This window comes from Peptoniphilus sp. HCN-40583, assembly GCF_037892835.1.
Taxonomy (GTDB): Bacteria; Bacillota; Clostridia; order Tissierellales; family Peptoniphilaceae; genus Aedoeadaptatus; species Aedoeadaptatus rachelemmaiella.
Genome location: NZ_JBBKBU010000001.1, coordinates 58,754 through 78,220 on the forward strand (window position 1 = coordinate 58,754; position 19,467 = coordinate 78,220).

Consider the following 19,467-nt stretch of genomic DNA (forward strand, 5'->3'; position numbering starts at 1 on the left):
GGCATACTTTTATACCTTTTTAGACTTAAAGTCTTTAATAATGCCTTTCCACCTCTTTTTATCTATAAAGATTCTCCTACGTCATAGTTCATTTTTTTATTTCCTCCTTGATGTCTTAGTTTTTCTTTATCTTCTTCATACCATTTTAAGATTGTCACATAGTGGTTTTGATAGGTCTTACCACTGCTTTCCATGTATCTGGATAGTTTATTTATCATTATTTCTGTGTGTGAGTTTAGTCTTTCTTTAAGATTTTTATATTCTTCTTTGCTTAACTTTACATTTTTGAATTCTCCATAAAAGATGGGGGTGGACTTTTTATCTATCTCTCCCTCTCTCTCTTTATCTATCTCTATATCTTTCTCTATCTCTATCTCTTGTCGGACATGGGTTGGACTCATTAAGGACAATGTCCTCTGTTTATTTTGTCTGTATCTTCTTTTTTTCTCTGCCCAGGCTGTTTCTGATCCGATTAAATTTGGTATTTCTGTTAAATAGTATTCATCATTTTCTGTTACAACTTCTAATAAGCCTTGATTGATTAAATAATTAACTGTAACCATTACATCATCATCTGTTTCATCTATTGTTAGTGCTAACTCTTTTATAAAATCACTTTCTACTCCGTCATAATAGAGTTTGCCCTCATCTTTTAGACTTAGTAGTAAAAGTTTGAGGTAGATTATAGTGTAGGTATCTCCTCCCGATATTTTCCTTAATCTTTTTATCCTTTTGTCTGTGAAAAATTCTTCTTTTAATTTTATCCAATAATATCTTTTGTTTGTTGCCATATCTGCTCCTCTCTTGATTTTCGATAATCGAAATTCTTGATTTCCGATTTTCGGAAGTCTTTTTATTATGGTTATTTAAGGGTGTAACTTTTCGTTACTCCCTTAGATTTCTCTGGTCATATCTTTTTTGTTTGGTTTTACTTTTTCTTTTACTTTTCTTTTACTTTTCTTTTGACTTTTTCTTTTGTCTTACCCTTGTTCCTGGATAGGTCTTTGTATTTCTTTATTTGTTTTAGGATACTTTCTTTTTCTTTTTTATTTTCTTTTGCTATAACTTGCTTAAAGGCATATTCCATTACTTTTATGTCTTTAGCTTGAAAAAATACTTCATAGTTTTGGGTTTCTTTGTTTTTCATTACCGAGAAACTTACTCCAAGTTTGTTTAGTTCTTTTTTTAAGTCTTTGAGGTCGCTTTGATTTATGCTTATATTTTCTAGTTGTCCTTTTTTGTAGAGATCTTTTATTTTCATTTCATCGCCCATAAGACTTTTTATGTTCCCGTTTGCTTTTTCTAAAGTTTCATTCATCTTTTTTCTTATTTCTTTTTCTAAGTTTATTGATTCTTTTGCTGCCTTTATTGTGTATGATATTATGGTTTGTGCTGCTTGACCTGCTTCTTTGCTTATTTTTTCGTTTATCATGTTTTATCTCCTTTGTTTGAATTAAAAAAGGGAAGTATAGGCTTTAATTTTTCTATACTTCCCTTTGCTTGTTTTTATTTCATTGTTGTTGGCGGTGGAATGCTTTATTTTGATGTTTTTATATATTTATTAGGTATTTGTACCTTTTATACTTTTAAATAGCTTACAATACCTTTCCACCTTTAATAGTTTATGTGTGTTCTTTTGTCTGATAGATAGTTTTTCATATTGGAATATAATATCTGCACTTCTTCATTGTTCATTGCTTTTATTTCTTCTGTGCTTTTATATGTTTTGTATGTTCCATCTTGATCTGCTTTTATGAGTTCATTTATTAGCTCTTGCCTTCTATTCATCTCTATTACCTCCTAGATCTGCCTTTATTTTCTTGGTCATATTATAGCTTGGATAAGATATTTTTACCAGGTCTTATCTTTCTTGATTTTTGTAATAGTCTTTAGTCATTTGTCTTTTTTTATTAAACTTATCACTATCTTGCTTATACTCTTTTATCTTTTCTATGATACTTTCTTTTTCTCCTCTCTTAATTGCCTTGTCAATTTCTATTGATAGGTCGATACCATATTCTTCATTAACTACTTCTACTGCATATTTAATATGATTTATTTCCTTGTATCTTTCCCTTATCTTTTCTGACTCTGTATTTAATTTTCTAATTTCATCTTCTAAGTTTTTAATTTCTCCTAACCATTCTTTTTCTCTTAAATTTTTCTTTCCACTGATTTTTTCAATTAAGTTTCTTGCCCTTATATGTTGGTCTATTTCCTTTTGATTATTCTTGTAGAAGCTTTCTTTGAATATTTTCTTATTCTCATATTCTTGGTAGGTTGCTTTTGTTTTTCTTACAGTCTTTGCATAGGCTAAGCACTTATTAAGGTCTTCTATCTTTTGACTGTTTTCTTTTATGGTCTTATATATTTCAGAGTTTTTACTTCTTAGGGTGTTTATATGTCCTTGTAGGTCTGATATGGTTTTTATTTTGTTTTCTCTTAGATAATTTATTCCACCTGCATATCTTTTTAGATCATAGATTGCTTTGTTTCTTTTCCCATAAAATGATAATTCAGCTCTATTATTTTCTTGCATTTCTTGATAGAAGCTTAAATATTCATAGAGGTTAAAGAGTCCTGATTCATTTTCGATTTGCTTTTTACTTTGGTCTTTATATTCCCTATATGATTCTTTTAGCTTATCTTTAAAGCCAGTTAACCAAGATGTTATTTTCTTTATTTCATTGCCTATGTTTTTTAATAGTTCATTCTGTTTTTTTATTTCACGATTTATATCTCCTTTTTCTGTTCTTATTCCTTTTCTTTCCATTGCACTAGCACTTGCTCCTAGATGTATTGTTGGTATTTGTTTTATGCCTTGTCTTTTAAAACTCCTATGGTCTACTCTTTTTTCTATATTATTTTTTGCTAGATATTCATTGCAAAGGTCTGAAAAATTTTCTCTCCATTTTTCTACATTGCCTTTATCATTCCAGGTTGTTAGTTCTACTTTTCTTGTCTTAGGTTTTCCATTTTTGTTTAAAATCTTTTCTCCTTTTTCATCTAAGATATATTCTTTTTTACTTTTTTGCCCCCATGTTCCATCTTCATTTATTGGTCTTACTATGGTCATTATATGAGCATGAATGTTTTGATTTCCCTCTCTACTTTCATCATGAATTGCTAGGTCTACTATCATTCCCTCTTTTACAAAATTGTTTTGAACATATTCTTCTATCATCTTTTTATTTTCTTCTACGCTTAATTCTTTTGGTAAAGATATGATAAAGTTTCTTGCAAGTTGGGCATTAGAGTTTTTCTCAAATAGTTCTACCGAGTTCCACAAGGTTTTTCGGTCTTTATATTCTTCTGGTGCGTGATCTGGTAAATATATTTCTTTGCTAATTACTCCTTGTTTTTTGGTGTAGTCATGGGTTACTCCATCCCATTCATTTTTTATTTTTTCTCCACTTATATATGCTGCACTTGCTACTGCACTTTTTCCTTTTCCTCTTGATATTATGTTTACTGAAAAATGAAAACTGTCTGCCATTTTTTATCACTTCCTTTCTTTTTTGTTGTTTTAGGTGGAGGCTTAATAGATTTTTATATTCACTTTGTAAATGAGCGTTTTGAAATGATAGAATTAAAAAAGCCGATTACTGAATTAATTTTTGTTGTTTCAGTATGTCGGCTTAATTGTTACTTTCATTTCAAATTTTAAAAGTCAAGGGCGAGCGTTAGCGAGTTTATTTACCCTTGACTTTTAAAAAGCGAATGGTTGTTGCTCCCTGCAAGTGTTTGGCTCTAAAGGCACGCAATCACCCTTTAGGGTGTATAATTGCGCCCTTAGAAAATCTAAGGGAGATTTGATTATTTACGGATTCATTTATTTTTTTAATTTTCTCTCATTATTTTTAGTGTTTTTTTAAATTCTTTTGTCTTTGTTGCTTCTTCTAGTAGTATTTTTATTTCTTCATCTGTTAGTTCTTCTGCATTTTCTATAAGGCTTTCTAAGATTGCTCCTCTTGTTATTAGCCTATGAGTTCTTTCTTTTCTTCTTTTTTCTATGTCTTGTTTTAATATCTTCTTTTCTTGATTTTTTAGTTGCCTTAATCTTTCTTCTGTATCGTCAATTTTAGTTTTAATATCTTTTGATTCTTGTCTTATTTGCTCTAATTTTTTCATGCTACTCTCCTTTCTTGTATTAAAAAAGAGATAACATTTCTGCTATCCCTTACAAAGTTTAACTATTAAAAATATTATATTATCATCTCTAACATCAGATATGCAAAAAATGCCTAAAATCATAGGCACTTTAAGAAAATTTGACTCAATCTTTTTATATTCTAACTATTAAATGTTTTATAAAATATATATTTTTATAGGTCACTTTTTTTGAATTTTTTAATTCCTAAAAAAGAAAATAAAAATACTAGTCCCCAGTTAATTATCATATACTTAACAAAAATAATTGTATTCCAATTATCTAAAATTTTATTTAGATAATAAAATGGAGACACCAATTGAACTTTAGGAAACTCTTTCAAGTACATTAAAATTATAAAAACTATTATAAATATTCCTATAGAAACAAAAGGTTTAAAATTCATACTCAAACTTTGAACCATACTTATTACAAAAATGTATGAAGACCATAATGAAATAATTATTAAAGTATCACTTATCCAGTCCTTACTTACAATGCTACCACTTGCAATTTTTAAATTTGATATAAAAATGTAATAGCAAAATATAGAAAATAAAACAAATAAACATGTAATCACTGTCCAATAAATAATTTGAGCGTATAATTTTGCTCTATAAATTTTACTTCTATTGTTTATTCTTGTGAGCATTACACTAATACTATTATTTTCTATTTCTCCCCTTAATATATTTGAACTATTTATTGCTAATATAATATAAACAATAAAAGCCATATATATAAAAGTAAACATGTCCTTTGCAAAAGAAAGTCCATTAACCAGTTCACTACTATTGTAAGTAATAATATTTGAGTTTCTGTACACACCTATTGAATAAAGTAATGGCATTAAAAACATAAAAAATAAAATTAAATTTTCTTTTCTTTTAACCTGCTTACCAATTTCAAATTTAATGATTTTCAACATTATTATTCACCTCTAACATCTTTTCTAAGGGATTTATAACCTTTTCAATTCTTGTTATTTCTGTTATTTTTGTAATATTCTTTATTTTGTCATTAAGATTTCTTTCTGTAACCTCAACTGTAGTTGAATCAATTTTTTTAACAATAGATTCATCAATTCCGCTGCTATCTCTAACTTTTATTATTATTGAACTCTTTATATCTAGATTCCCATCATAAATTTTTTTCCCATTTCTTATTACAACCAACCTATTACACAAGGCTTTAACTTCATCTAAATTATGATCCGAAAACACAACTGCCATTTGCTTTTTTTCTACCATATCTTTTACATATTCTTTAACCATATTTCTCCCATTGACGTCAAGACCTACAAATGGTTCATCTAATAACATAATTGATCCTGAATTCAGTATTGCCTGTGCAAATCCTAATCTTTGTTTCATTCCAAAGGAAAATTCTTTTATTTTTTTGTTCTCAACATTTTCAAGACCAACTATTTTTAAAACACTTTTAATTTTCTCATTTACAATCTTTTTATCACTTATTCCGTTTAAATATAAAATAGCTTTTAAATTTTCATAAGTATTAAGATAATCATAAAAACCAGGGTTAACAGAAATTCCAAATTTTTTTCTACATTTAGAATCAATTCCTAATTTTTCCCCCTCATAAAAAATCTCTCCTGAATCTGCTAAAATTTTTCCAGACACTGTGTCTAATAAAGTTGTTTTCCCAGCACCATTAATTCCTATTAGACCTACAATTTCGCCTTTATTCAAATTCATTGAAAAATTAAATAGTCCTTTTCCATTTCCATAATCTTTTGTAATGGATTCTAATTTCAATAGTTCCATAACAATCCTCCTCATCACTTATTTATATATATGATAACAAATAAATATTACACTCACGCTATTCTAATCTTTCTCTAATATTAATAAACCTTTCAGTAGTCTTAAATATTTTAAAATTAAAAGTCAATAAAAAAAGATCTAGAAGAATATCCTAGATCCATATATCTTAATTTAATTTATTTAATTCTATTATAAAACTTTTATTATAGAGTTCTGTATTGTTTTGATTCAAAAATATTTTTCCATTATGTTTCTCTACAATTTTTTTCGCAATAGATAAACCAAGTCCTCTATTTTTATTAGAAGTGTTTCTTGATGTATCATTAGTAACAAATGGTTCAAAAATATTTTTTGCCAACTTTTCATTTATTTTATTTCCACTATCTCCAATAATTAGCTTAACTTTTTCGAAGCAATTTTCTATAGAAAAATACACTGTAATATATTTTTCGTTATGATCAATTATATTTTTCATCAAATTCTTAAATACTCTAGAAAATATGTTTTGATCAATCTTTACAAATAATTTTTCATCCGGAATGTTAATTATTACATTCATCTCATTTTGCTCAAATATTGGTAAAAAGTCTATTATTGCATTCCTTGTAAATTCACAGAAATCAATTTTCTCAAGATTTAAACTATAAGAATAATCCTCATACTCTATAATTTCTGATAATTCGTTTAACAAAGTGTCTATATTCGATGCATTTTTGTCAATAGATTCCAAATATTTTTTAGAACTTTCTATTGGAATTCTTCCATTAATTATTGCTTCTGAGAAACCTTTAATAACAGTAATCGGTGTCTTAAGATCATGCCTTATATCAATAAATAACTGAATCCTTCTTTTTTCATTTTCAAGTCTCTCTTTTTGAAATTCTCTTAGTGATTTCACAGTCGAATTAAATTCATTTTGAATAAAATCAAATTCAGAAATATTATTATATTCTTGTTTTCTTAAACTAAATGAATAGTCTTCTTTCTTTAACTTTTTAAAACCCATTTCTAATTCACTTAAAGGATTATATAATTTCCTATGTAATACTTTTGAGAGTATGAGCACAATTATAAAAGTTCCTAAAATAAATAAAATAACTTTTAATGTAAAAAATAGAAAAATTAATCCCGAATCTTGCATACTAGGAGTAACAAACACCCTATTACTAATATATTTTGTTGGTATAACAACAACTCCATATTTGTTTATTCCATTTTTCTTTATATTTTTCATAGATGCAAAATAAGTTCTGTCTTTGTATTTATATTTACCTTTATTCAAATTAACAATATCATCAAAAGAATAAACTTTTGGAGCATTATCATCTGATATATAACTCAAAGATAAATCATTATTTAATATGAGTATCCAACCATCAAGCTTTTTAATTTTATTCTCATTCTCACTTAGGTCCTCATCAAAAATATAGTCAAGTCCAGACTCCTGTGTAAAATGCTATACAATGTTTTTACCATTTCTACTTATCAAAATTGATGTATTTTATAATAGCTTTTCATATATTATATAATCAATCTTTATAAGTCCTTTTATAAATTTCTTTTCTACCATTTTCGATAAATTCCTGTTTAATATTTTTAATTCCATAAACAATAGTTTCAATAGGATAATATTCTTCAACTATATCTTGATATTCTTTTGCTTTCTCAATATCTATATTTCCATACATTCTTAATATATCTTCTCCAAAATTTGTTCCTATTTCTTCTTCACTATCTTCAAGTAAGTATATAAAATCACAATATTCATCTATAATTCCAGAATCTCCAAAATCAATTATTCCAGTTAATCTATTATTGCCATCTAACAATAGATGATTACAACTAAAATCATTATGGCATAAACACTTTTTACCCTCAAAAACTGTTGTTGCATTTAGTCTTTCCATAAAACTTTCTATATAATCTTTTTCTATATCAGTTAAATCATTATAAATAGTTTCACGCAACAATATATACTCTTCTAATACATTTTGTTTATTATCAATAGTACATTCACTAATATCTGTATAATCTAAACCGTGCATTTGTCTTAAAAAACTGGCAATATCTCGTTTTAACAAATTTTGTTCTTCTTCTGACATAGTAGAATAAATTTCTGGTGTTAAAAAAGTTCCTTTAATTTCTTTATAACCTAGTATAGATAATTCATCACTAATATACGAATATTCAATATTAGGAATTTTTACATTAGTTTCTAAATTTGTATTTAAAAAATTATATATTGCTTTTTCTTTTGCATAACCTTTTTTCTTATTAGTACTAAATTTTGTTTTAAAAATGTATTCATTATTAACTAAATATGCCACACTATCATAACCACTACCGATTATTTCAATACTATCTACTTTGAAATTATCAAAGTAATGCTCAATTAAATATTTCATTGCCTTAACATTTGTGGCATTATCATCATATCTATATTCCATTAAATAACAATCTTCTTTTTTGCCCTCGTGTAATTCATGTTCTGGCAAATCTTCAATAATTCTAAAACCAGATTTTTGGTATGCCCTTATTGCTCTTGGATTATTTTTATGAGGGTCTAAAATAACTGCATTAGCATTTCTTTCTTTTTTCAAAAATTCAAAAATCAATTTAATATATCTTGTACCAATTCCTTTACTCCAATAATTTGGCTCTCCTATAAATTGATCCATACCATAGACTATCTCATCAGTTTTTGGATAATGATAATCAGTATATAACTCATCATACATTTTATATATTTGTCCATATCCAATAGGAACATTGTTATATTCAATAATTACTCTAAAAACTTCATCTTCCCAAGGCTCTGTATAATGTTTTTTTAATGATTCTAATGTATATTTTTTATCTCTACCACCATAAAATTCTAATACTCTTTCATCAGTTAACCATTTTAACATCAAAGGAAAATCATCATCTATTAAAGTTCTTATACATATTTCATTTTCAACTATATTCATTTATTTATCACCTTTTTCATAATCATATACATATACTATTTCATCTTTATAATCATTTTTACCACCTAATTTTTCATATACATGGCAAGCTCTAGGATTACCTTTATCAGTTATTAAAAACATTTCAGAACAACCAATCTCTTTAGAATATTCCTTAATAAAAGATAATAATTTTGAACCATAACCTTTGTCTTGATAGTTAGGTAACATTCCTATTGAGTGTAAATAAAACATTGTTTTTCCATCAGGTCTTAAAAGTGTATAGCAATATGCAAATCCTATAATTTTATTATTTTCTTTAGCTATAAACCCAAATGAACTGGTATCATTAAGAAATCCTTTTAAATTATCAATATCAAAAACCATATTATCATCAATTAAAACTTCTTCCATAAACTCAGTCAAGTCCAGACTCCTGTGTAAAATGCTATACAATGTTTTTACCATTTCTACTTATCAAAATTGATGTATTTTCTTGAAGAATAAATCCATTCATCATGTAGGTCCATAAGAACGGCTCCAATTAAGCGATTGGCTGATGTTTGATTGGGGAAGATGCGAATAATCTTTTCTCTTCTGCGTACTTCTTGATTCAGTCGTTCAATTAGATTGGTACTCTTTAGTCGATTGTGGGAATTTCCTTGTACGGTATATTGAAAGGCGTCTTCGAATCCATCATCCAATGATGCGCAAGCTTTTGAATATTTTGGTTGATCGATATAATCATGAATCAATCGATTTTTAGCCTCACGCGCTAAGTTAATATCTGTGAACTTAAAAATTCCTTTAACAGCTTCTCTGAAAGATTTTGAATTTTTTTTAGGAATGGTGGTAAAGATATTTCTTAGGAAGTGAACTTGGCATCTTTGCCAACTTACGTTGGTGAAGGATTTTCTAATGGCAGAGACTAATCCTTTGTGCGCATCAGAAATAACGAGTTCCGTACCTTGTAAACCGCGTTCTTTTAGGTATTCAAAAAATGTTGTCCAGGTCTCTTCGCTTTCGCCACTTTGAATCATGAAGCCGATAATTTCACGGTCGCCATCTTTGGTTATTCCAATCGCTATATGACAGCTTTTTGAGAGTACTCGATTTTCTTCTCGTACTTTTATATAGAGTACATCGGTCATTAAGTAAGGATAATTTTTTTCTGATAATAAACGATTCTGCCACTCGTTAACCATAGGTTCTAGCTGTTCTGTTAAGCTAGAAACGAAGGACTTAGAGACGGATTTACCACAAAGTTCTTCCACAATTTTTGATACTTTACGAGTTGAAACGCCTGATACATACATTTCCAACATTGAAGCCATGAGGGCTTTTTCGTTTCGTTGATAACGTTCAAACACTGTGGGTGAAAAATGGCCATCACGTGTTCTGGGTACTTTTAATTCTAGCGTGCCTACACGTGTCGTAAAGCTGCGCTCATAATAGCCATTTCGTTGACTTTGTCGGTTTTCTGTTCGTTCATATTCTTTTGCTTGAATATATTCTGTTCGTTGATTTTCCATTAGTTGATTAAATACCGTTGTTAAAATATTTTTAGAAACGTCATCCTTTACAGAATATTCAATAATGCTTTGAATCTCTTCGCTTTTCAGTGTAAAATGTACTTGGGTCATGTAAAAGTCCTCCTGGGTATGTTTTTGTCGTTAAAAACATTGTACCGTAAAAGGACTGTTATATGGCCTTTTTACTTTTACACAATTATACGGACTTTATCAAAAATATGATCTGCAGAATACTGATTAGCAATATTTGAAAATATTTTATTCCCAACCACTTCCATAATACTTGAAGTTAAAATGTTATATACATATACAATAAGAACAATGGATATTATGCTTATGAACAAAAACTTTTTGAATGTAATTTGTTTGTTTTTAATCATTAAATTTATACCCCAGTCCCCTTATTGTTATAATGTGTTTCTTTTCGCAATCTCGATCTCCAATTTTATCTCTCAATCTACTAATATAAACTGAAACTATATTATCATCATAATATTCATTGTCATTCCAGATTCTTTCTAATAAAATATCAGTAGTAAATACCTTATTCTTGTTTTTCATTAAAAATTCTAATAATTTATATTCTTGACCTGTAAGATCTATAATTTTTCCTGAACGAAATACTTCACAAGTTTCCATATTCAACTCTAAATTTCCTGATTTTATAATCTTATTATTATTTTTTGAATCGACTCTCCTCAACAATGCATTAACTCGTGCAAACAATTCCATAGGATTAAATGGCTTAACAATATAATCATCTGCACCCTTATCTAATCCGAGTATGATTTCAAAGTCAAGATTTTTAGAAGATAATATTATAATTGGTATATCACTTGTTTCTCTAATTTTCTTTAATACTTGGTAACCATCTAATATTGGCAGCATCAAATCTAAAATTATCAAATCAAATTTTTCTTCATCAAAAAATTTTAAACCTTGTTTACCATCTTTTGCATCAAAGATTTCCATAGATTCAGGCTTATATAATTTAATTAAATCAATAATATCTTCATTGTCTTCTATAATTAGCAATTTAATAATTTTTGCCATAATTACTCCCATTTTACAAAATTTGTTGTTTCACAAAACGAATTCAATGAGTATGATAAATTAAAAAAAATTAATAAATCTATATCATACCATTAAAATCCAATCCACTATCTTACTATTTATACTTTATATTCATTGTATCATGATTTAATCATTGATAATTTATATAAAATCACCCGGGAAATAATTAAACCATATAATCTTATTTCATAGACCATATTTTTTCTCAGTTAAGGCTGTTTCAATCTTTGCAAGTGCAATCCTACTTTCATCATCTGTATGAATTTCTTTTAGATGATTTAGGTATTCTAGCATTTCAGCTCTTCTGATTTGTGATAGATTGCTCAATTTTATTCCACCTCATTTCTGTGAATTTCTATAACATCTTCAATTCTGCAATCCAATGCCAAGCAAATCTTTTCTAACGACTCTAAGTTCACATAAGAGTTTTTGCTCATTCTTGAAACTATATTGCTTGTTATGTTTGCAGCTCTTTTTAAGTCTTCTTTGTTCATTTCTCTTTCTACCAATAAGTGCCATAATGGTTTATAAGAAATTGCCATATTATTACCCCTTATCCGTTTTATTGTTAAGATATATTATATCATAAATAGGCTGATAAGTCACTTTAGCCTATTTTATACTTGTGCTTGCGTTAGTATTTATTGAGATAGTCCTTGTTTTTTTCCTTGTCCCACTTGGAACTGCTCCAAATCGGCAGGACGCCAAGGCACATCGAGGTCATGCAAAGCAATCAGCTTGTTTTGCACATTCGTTCCGGCTCCCATCTTTTGCGTTGAACCCATTAAGATACGGATTTCTCCTTTTCTTACTTTCGCAAAGAGTTCATCTTTTTGCTTATCGGAATTAGCTTCATGGATAAAGGCAATTTCTTCTTTAGGTATGCCCATTGCCACAAGTTTTTCTCTAATATCATCATAGATGTTAAATTCTCCATCTCCTTTTGGAGTGGACATATCGGAAAAAAGTAGCTGTGTTGACCTGTTTTCTTTTGTCTTATCCCAAATGGCAAAGACATTCTTTACACATACATTGACCTTGCTATCAGGATTATCAGGAAGCAGGGGATTGATTAAACGCTGATCTAAGGCAAGTTTCTTACCGTCATTGGTAATTTTAAGCATATTATCTTCATCAGGCTCTACAACCCTATTTCTGACATCATCCGCTCTTTTAGAAAGGCTCTTTAGGATTTCCTTTTGTTCTTCAGAAGGCACAGTCTTAATAACTTCATAGTTAGCTTCAGGTGTAGGAAGGTTAAGCATATCCGCAGTTTGAATATCTGCAACTTCCTTAAACATCGACATCAACTCAGGCAAGTTATAGAACTTTGAAAATCTCGTTTTCACCCTATATCCTGTACCTTCAGGAGATAATTCAAAGGAGGATTGTGTTTCTCCAAAAGTGGAAGCCCAAGAGTCAAAATGCTCCAGTCCATTCTTTTTAAGGCTCTCATACTGAAGATATCTTTGCATGGTATAAAGCTCTGTCATAGAGTTACTTACAGGCGTTCCTGTGGCAAAGACCACGCCTTTCCCACCTGTCATTTCATCCATGTAACGGCATTTCATAAACATATCGGAGGACTTAAAGGCTTCAGATTGCCCTATACCTGCAACATTACGCATTTTGGTATAGAGATAAAGGTTCTTAAAGCCATGTGCTTCATCAACAAAGAGCTTATCAACTCCCAGTTCCTCAAAGGTAATCACATCGTCTTTCTTAAAATCATCATTTAATTTCTCAAGCCTTGTTTCCAGTTTTTTCTTTGTCTTTTCAAGCTGTTTTACTGTAAAGTTTTGATTTCTGTCATGCTTGTATTCTTCTACATAGTTTACGATTTCATCAATCTGATCTTGGATGTGCTTCTCCTGATATTCCTTTGACATGGGGATTTTTTCAAACTGCGTATGTCCGATTACAACCGCATCGTATTCCCCTGTTGCAATCTTTCCGATAAATTTCTTTCTGTTTTTCGGCTCAAAGTCTTTCTTATCAGCCACCATAATGTTAGCTGACGGATATAGCTGCATAAACTCTCGACCGATTTGCCCTGTTAGGTGATTTGGGACAACAAACAAGGACTTACTGCACATTCCAAGTCTTTTACTTTCCATTGCAGAAGCCACCATTTCAAAGGTCTTTCCACTGCCTACCACATGGGCAAGCAAGGTATTTCCTCCATAAAGGCTTCTTGCTATGGCATTTCTTTGATGAGGTCTTAAATCTATTTCCGTATTCATTCCCTCAAAAGAAAGATTGCTTCCGTCATATTCTCTGTTACGGATAGAGTTAAAACGCTCGTTATACAGTTTTACAAGACGGCTTCTTCTTTCCTGATCGTTAAATATCCAGTTCTTAAATTCTTCTTTTAATAGCTCCTGCTTTTGTCCTGCAAGCATGGTTTCTTTTTTATTTAAGACAGAAGTTTTAGAGCCGTCCGGATTTACAATTTGGTCAAATACCTTTGTTTCTTTAAGGTTTAAGGCATCTTCAATCAGCTTATAGGCATTTACCCTTGATGTTCCAAAGGTCATTTCAGCAAGGTCATTTCCTCTGTCCCTGCTTTTTCCTTCTACATTCCATTCGCTTGTAAGGCTTGAAAACTTAACCTTAATATCCCATCTTGCATAACCCGGAGTTTTAAGCGTTTCAAAGATGAATTTTTCAATATCCTTAATCGGTATCCAAGTTGCACCAAGACGCACATTGATTTCACTTGCTTCAAGCTCCTTTGGAAGAACTTTGGTAAGCTCTGATTTTTGATATTCCAAACGGTTCATTTCATAGCTTATCAGCTCTTTTTCTTTTCCATTTTTTTCATAGCCAAGATGAGGCAGCTCTCTTTCCGTTTGTCTGAGCTTTGATAAGTAGCTATCTACAATGGCAATCTTGTCCCTGATATTCCCACTTAAATATTCATCTTTTGTTACATAGCCATACTTATAGGAATTGCTGCCATTTGCACAAGCAAAAGGTAAATCGCCATCCTCTAAATTAAAGGAAAGCGGTCTGTAAAAGTTTTGCTCTTCTCTGATATTTAGATAGATTTCCCCTCGAAGCTCCTCAATTAAGGTCGTTCTGTCTTTTCCTGTAAGACTTCCCATATAGTCAAAGTCCACATAGCCTTTTTCAGATACCGATAAAACAAGAGCTTCAAGGGAAGTGTCTACATGGTCGATAACCTTCGCCTTTGTGATTGTTCGCTTGGAGAAAATATCTCCCTTTGCCTTAAAGTTTTCTTCTTCATCAAGGATTTCAATGGAAGAAACAAGCGGGAAGTTGCTATCCTCTTTTAAGGCTCTGGTATTACTTAGGTTATTTACAAAGCCATGCTTCTTTGAAAAGTTATCATATACTTCATTTAGTTTTTCCTGTGAAGCCTTGATTTCTTCCTCGCTAAAATCTTCTTTCTGCTTGTAAATTACATCTTTTAAAACAGCATTCAGCTCAAGATAATCCTTGATTTTTTCTTTGTTTTTATCTGATACTTCCTTTTTGATAAAGAGTGAATTTTCTCTGTAATAGACTTCATCATCAATTAAGGTATAAGAAAAGTTCTTTACATCATCAGTTGCAGGGATAGAAGTGATCTCATCATCAAGTAGCTCTACTTCTTCATACTTGGCATCTTTTGAAATTCTTTCTCCTGCAATCTCGATACGCTCCTTTAACGAAGCCATATTGTTCTCTTGCCCTAAAAAAGCTATCGGTTCACAAGTGAGTGTCTTTCCAAATCTTCCGCTTACCTCACGCATTGTGCCAAGCACTTGTTCAGGATGATCAACAAAGTATTTGTTATATGAAAGTCCATTTTCATCTTCTGCAAGGTGTATCCAATCTTCATCGCGCTCTAATACGCTATCTCTTTTCTTTAGGAAGATAATATCCGAAGTTACTTCTGTGCCGGCAACACCCTTAAAGGTATCATTTGGAAGTCTGATTGCTCCTAAAAATTCGGCTCTTGCTGCAAGATAGCGTCTTACACTTTCGTCTTTTTTATCCATTGTTCCTGAAGATGTAATAAAGGCGATAACACCGCCGTTTCTTACCTTATCAATGGACTTGGCAAAGAAATAATCGTGGATAAGAAAGTTATTACGATTGTATTCCCTGTCATTTACCTTATACTCTCCAAATGGAACATTTCCGATTGCTACATCAAAGAAGTTATTGGAAAAGGAAGTTTCTTCAAGCCCCTTAACCTGTATATCACTTTCAGGATATAAGAGTTTTCCAATACGCCCGCTTACCGAATCAAGTTCCACACCATAAAATTTTGACTTACTCATTTCATCAGGTAGATTACCGATAAAGTTCCCAACACCCATTGACGGTTCAAGGATATTTCCCTGTTTAAATCCCATACCTGAAAGCGTCTTATATATTCCGTCAATGACTGCTTTCGGTGTGTAAAAACTCGTTAGGGTAGATTCTCTTGCAGCTTCATATTCTGATGGCGATAGATTTTCCTTTAAGAAGGCTCTTGCCTCTTTCCACTGTCCATCCTTACTTTCATCAAAGACTTCAGATAATCCACCCCAGCCTACATATTTTGCTAAAACTTCCTGAGCTGTAATATCAAGCTCTCGTTCTCCACTTTCAATCCTATTAAGCATAGAGATTGCTTCAAGATTATTGTTTAATCTCTCACTTGGAGATAACTTTGCAGGGATCGTTTCTTCTGCAATCTTGAAATTGTGAGCCTCATTTTTCTTTATTTCTGCTTCCTTAAAAGTCTTTTCGGGCTTCTCATTGGTCATATTTTCAAAGATTCTATCAAGCTCACTTTCCTTACGATAAGCAATTACATCGGAGCCTGTAATCATACCGCCAAGATATTCGGTATTATCCTTAACCGTTACGGTCTTTAGATTATTCCCCATATCATCAAATCTTGTGATGGTATAGTCTTTCCCCTTATACTTCACTTCATCGCCGATGATAAATTCAGGTCTTTCAAGACTTACTTGTCTTAATAAATCCTCATTATCAGTAAAGGATACAATCGGTATTTGATGATTACCTTGCCTTGCAGGATCAAGCCACAACTCATTTCTTCCTGTGATTTGATTTTTAGAAATCTCCCTTACTTTGTACTCCTCATGATTAAAATAGACGATATCACCTTCTTTAACTGCAAACTCATCTAAAGGGCTGTCCTCTTTTTCGTTAAGCTCTACTTCTTCTTTTTCCTTTAGATAATCTAATAAGGTAGCCTGAAAAGGTTCTGCTTGTATTCTTTCTTCTACTTCTTCAGGTGCTTCAAGCTCTGCAATATTGTCCTCAAAACTGAGTTCTCCATTAAAAACATGGTTAAGCTCCTGCTCATCCATCTGCTTTTTAAGTTCACTGTCTTTCAGTTCTCTAAAGGTCTTTGGGAAATCCTCTAAAACAAGTCTTTGGGCATTTAATTCCTTTAGCTCCTCAAGATTAAAATATCCCCATTCAGGTTCAATTCCTAAAACAAGTCCAAAAGCATCTTTACTTTCCCTGTCATACTCCGTCATATACCAAGTCCAGTTACTTCTAAATGGAATGATGTATGCTGCATGAACCTGTTTGTCTGCTAAGGCTACATCTTCCTGTGCATAAAGCTCAGGCACTCTCTCAAGCATTTCATCAGTCATTAGATTATTTGGATCATCTTTAGAATAATAACTTGGCTCTTTTTGTTCTTCTATCTCATCCTTTCTTTCAATGTCCTTTTCTTCAAGATAAAGATTCTTAGAAAGCAGTTCATCTATATGCTTTGCTACATTTGACCATGTAAGAAAAACATCGTTACAATGATTCTTCTGTAATTTAAGTCCCTTTGCATCGTGCCATTCTCCACTTCCTCTTTCGCCTGAAACAGCATGAGAGCCTCCGCCAATTCCATATTCATCTTTTAGGAAATTCGCTTTTTCCTGCAAGGTATGATTTTCTTTGAAAAACTTAATAATTTGCTCTTTCCCTTTATCGACTCCACTTCCTCTTGAAATCGTAGCAAGGACTTCATCTTCTGTAATAAAGCCATGTACCTTTGGAAGTTCGGTTAAGTTAGAGATATATTCCTTTCTCGGAATTGCAAGCTCCTCTAATCTCTGGTAAAGGCTATCTACCTTGTGATAATGAAACCTTAGTACATCTTTGTTTTCTTTATATCCTGTCAAAAAGCGACTGTACTCGGAAATAACATTCTTTAGATAGTCAGGATTTTTAAGAGCTTCCGATAACTGTCTTGTTTCTTTCGGAAAGCCACCACCTCTTTCTATAAAGTCAAAATATCCCTGTGCTTTCCCTTCTTCACTTAAATCGTGATATAGATACCATAGCGATTCTGAAACTCTATCTCTTTCATAGTCCTGTGCTTCCAAAAGCTCTACATTTGTGGCAAACTCTCCATTTTCCAAAAGCTCATTGATTCTTCTTACAGCATCACTCCAGCTTAAAATTTGCGTCATATCTTCTCTTGCAGAAGTTCCATAAGCTAAATGAATGCCTTTATCCGAATACCAGGAAGATACTTCTGCTCCATTAAGAAATAAACCGTTTCCGCCTCTAAAGGTATCTTTAAGGTATTCTCCCAATGCTTCTACTGTTTTCCCTTTGGAAAATTCAGCAATGATAGGAAGTCTTTCGCCCTCATGGTTTCCACCGTTTACAAGAATACTGTCAATATCATTTTGTGTAAGAGGTATTGTAAGTTTAATCTGTCCTGATCTGTTTTCGGGTAAAGAAAAAGAAGCCTTGTCAGCTTCTCTTATCTCTTTATCCGTATTTTCTTTTAGATTTCCACTATTTCCTTGATTGTCATTTCTTTGAGGGCTGAAATCATTACTTTGTACTGCGGATGGCTCTCGTCCTCTATCTTCCAAGCTATCATCAGTTTCGGCTTCTCTGCTCTCATAAACTCTATCGCCTGTTTCTGAGTATCCATCAGGTGTTTTGTCAGCTTCTTCTCCTTGTATAGATCCACTAACATCTCGAAGTGGCTCTGCTCCTCGCTGTTTGAAAGATAATCCAGCCTCATCACTGCGTATGTCGGATTCGGATATTCCCTCATAAAGTTCATCTCTTCCTCCAACTGATTCAGTGTATTCTCTTTGATTTTCTCTATTATCTCGTCCGTACTCTCCATTTCGGAAAATTCGCTCGGTTTCACTAAATCTTTCCTGATCATCTCGTCGAAGTACATTTTCTTCTACCTCCTCTAATTCTTCTTTTTTTATTTGATTATATCCTGCTTCTTTACCTCTTAAAACTTCTTTTTGAAGCTCTAACTCTTTGCTTTTTTGAATGGTTGCATCAATGACTGTTCCGCTAATGTCCGATACCGTTTCTCCAAGGCTCATAAGAGAAATGCTGTCGAGCATTGCAAAGTTTTCCTTTAACAGCTCCTTATCCATAGGATAGTCTAACTTAAATCTTGAAGCTACTGCATAGCTCACTGAATCCCTTGCAAACTTGGTAAAAGATATTCTGTCCTCATCAGATATTCTAAGTTCATTCATCAAGCTATCTATTTTTTCATCTCCGTAAAGCCTACTTAAAGAAAAGATATTTTCTAAGGTGCTTTCACTTTCTTCATAGCCTTCAGCTTTTATCATTTCTTTTAATACATCTCTATGAGCTTTTTTATCAAATCTCCAAAGATTTACCTCATTGACATCTCGGTTTCTTGAAACAGTCTGACTTATATCAAAGATATAGTCCACTTTTTTGTATGTGCCATAATCCTCTAAAATGGGGATACCTTTTTGTCCACGCATAACCGTTCTGTTAAAGCGTTCTCTCCAGTAGTCAAACTTGGCACAAGCTGTCGCTTCAAGATTTTTATCATAAATACTTAACTGACTTCTAAAATCGTATCTTTGATTATTGCCTACAACTTTTAAGAGCTTCAGATACTCTGCTTCATTATGCAGAATATCTTGTTTTATTAGCTCCAAAATGTTATGAAAATCATTTATTCGCATATTTACCTCCTTCTTTTT

Annotated in this window: 13 protein-coding genes and 2 pseudogenes; all 15 read right to left on the bottom strand. The window is 31.3% G+C overall.

Annotated features, from left to right (window positions below; genetic code table 11):
• Positions 1-62 precede the first annotated feature (62 nt).
• Positions 63-791 carry a phage replisome organizer N-terminal domain-containing protein gene (locus tag WKT05_RS00295; RefSeq protein WP_159306187.1) on the bottom strand — a complete coding sequence of 243 codons (729 nt, stop codon included), beginning with the start codon at positions 789-791 and terminating at the stop codon, positions 63-65.
• 102 nt (positions 792-893) lie between these two features.
• Positions 894-1,432, bottom strand: a pseudogene (locus WKT05_RS00300) (PcfB family protein).
• Positions 1,433-1,614: 182 nt separating this feature from the next.
• The gene (locus tag WKT05_RS00305; protein WP_340412412.1) at positions 1,615-1,788 is read right to left on the bottom strand and encodes a hypothetical protein; all 174 of its coding nucleotides are present in this window, start codon (positions 1,786-1,788) and stop codon (positions 1,615-1,617) included.
• 73 nt (positions 1,789-1,861) lie between these two features.
• Positions 1,862-3,496, bottom strand: coding sequence for a MobQ family relaxase (mobQ, locus tag WKT05_RS00310; protein WP_340412413.1), 1,635 nt, complete (start codon positions 3,494-3,496; stop codon positions 1,862-1,864).
• 344 nt (positions 3,497-3,840) lie between these two features.
• The gene (locus tag WKT05_RS00315; RefSeq protein WP_159306184.1) at positions 3,841-4,131 is read right to left on the bottom strand and encodes a DUF3847 domain-containing protein; all 291 of its coding nucleotides are present in this window, start codon (positions 4,129-4,131) and stop codon (positions 3,841-3,843) included.
• A 194-nt stretch (positions 4,132-4,325) separates the two neighbouring features.
• Complete coding sequence (locus WKT05_RS00320) at positions 4,326-5,078, bottom strand: hypothetical protein (protein WP_094208080.1); 753 nt, start codon at positions 5,076-5,078, stop codon at positions 4,326-4,328.
• Positions 5,062-5,934, bottom strand: coding sequence for an ABC transporter ATP-binding protein (locus WKT05_RS00325; RefSeq protein WP_244079028.1), 873 nt, complete (start codon positions 5,932-5,934; stop codon positions 5,062-5,064). The genes WKT05_RS00320 and WKT05_RS00325 overlap by 17 nt, the downstream gene beginning before the upstream one ends.
• A 166-nt stretch (positions 5,935-6,100) precedes the next feature.
• Positions 6,101-7,276: a sensor histidine kinase gene (locus WKT05_RS00330; protein WP_340412419.1), complete on the bottom strand. Its 1,176-nt coding sequence runs from the start codon at positions 7,274-7,276 to the stop codon at positions 6,101-6,103.
• A gap of 187 nt (positions 7,277-7,463) precedes the next feature.
• On the bottom strand, positions 7,464-8,903 hold the full coding sequence (locus WKT05_RS00335; RefSeq protein WP_001028144.1) for a bifunctional aminoglycoside N-acetyltransferase AAC(6')-Ie/aminoglycoside O-phosphotransferase APH(2'')-Ia: 1,440 nt from the start codon (positions 8,901-8,903) through the stop codon (positions 7,464-7,466).
• On the bottom strand, positions 8,904-9,308 hold the full coding sequence (locus WKT05_RS00340; RefSeq protein ID WP_000134308.1) for a GNAT family N-acetyltransferase: 405 nt from the start codon (positions 9,306-9,308) through the stop codon (positions 8,904-8,906).
• Positions 9,309-9,352: 44 nt separating this feature from the next.
• Complete coding sequence (locus WKT05_RS00345; protein WP_000195429.1) at positions 9,353-10,525, bottom strand: IS256-like element IS256 family transposase; 1,173 nt, start codon at positions 10,523-10,525, stop codon at positions 9,353-9,355.
• Positions 10,526-10,786: 261 nt separating this feature from the next.
• Positions 10,787-11,467 (bottom strand): response regulator transcription factor, encoded by a 681-nt coding sequence (locus WKT05_RS00350; RefSeq protein ID WP_154272165.1) that lies wholly within the window; start codon positions 11,465-11,467, stop codon positions 10,787-10,789.
• A 207-nt stretch (positions 11,468-11,674) separates the two neighbouring features.
• The gene (locus WKT05_RS00355) at positions 11,675-11,815 is read right to left on the bottom strand and encodes a hypothetical protein (protein WP_154272164.1); all 141 of its coding nucleotides are present in this window, start codon (positions 11,813-11,815) and stop codon (positions 11,675-11,677) included.
• Positions 11,816-11,817: 2 nt separating this feature from the next.
• Entirely contained in the window at positions 11,818-12,030 is a 213-nt protein-coding gene (locus WKT05_RS00360) for a helix-turn-helix domain-containing protein (protein WP_008902116.1), read from the bottom strand.
• Positions 12,031-12,141: 111 nt separating this feature from the next.
• Positions 12,142-19,449, bottom strand: a pseudogene (locus WKT05_RS00365) (DEAD/DEAH box helicase family protein); the annotation flags it as partial.
• Positions 19,450-19,467 lie beyond the last annotated feature (18 nt).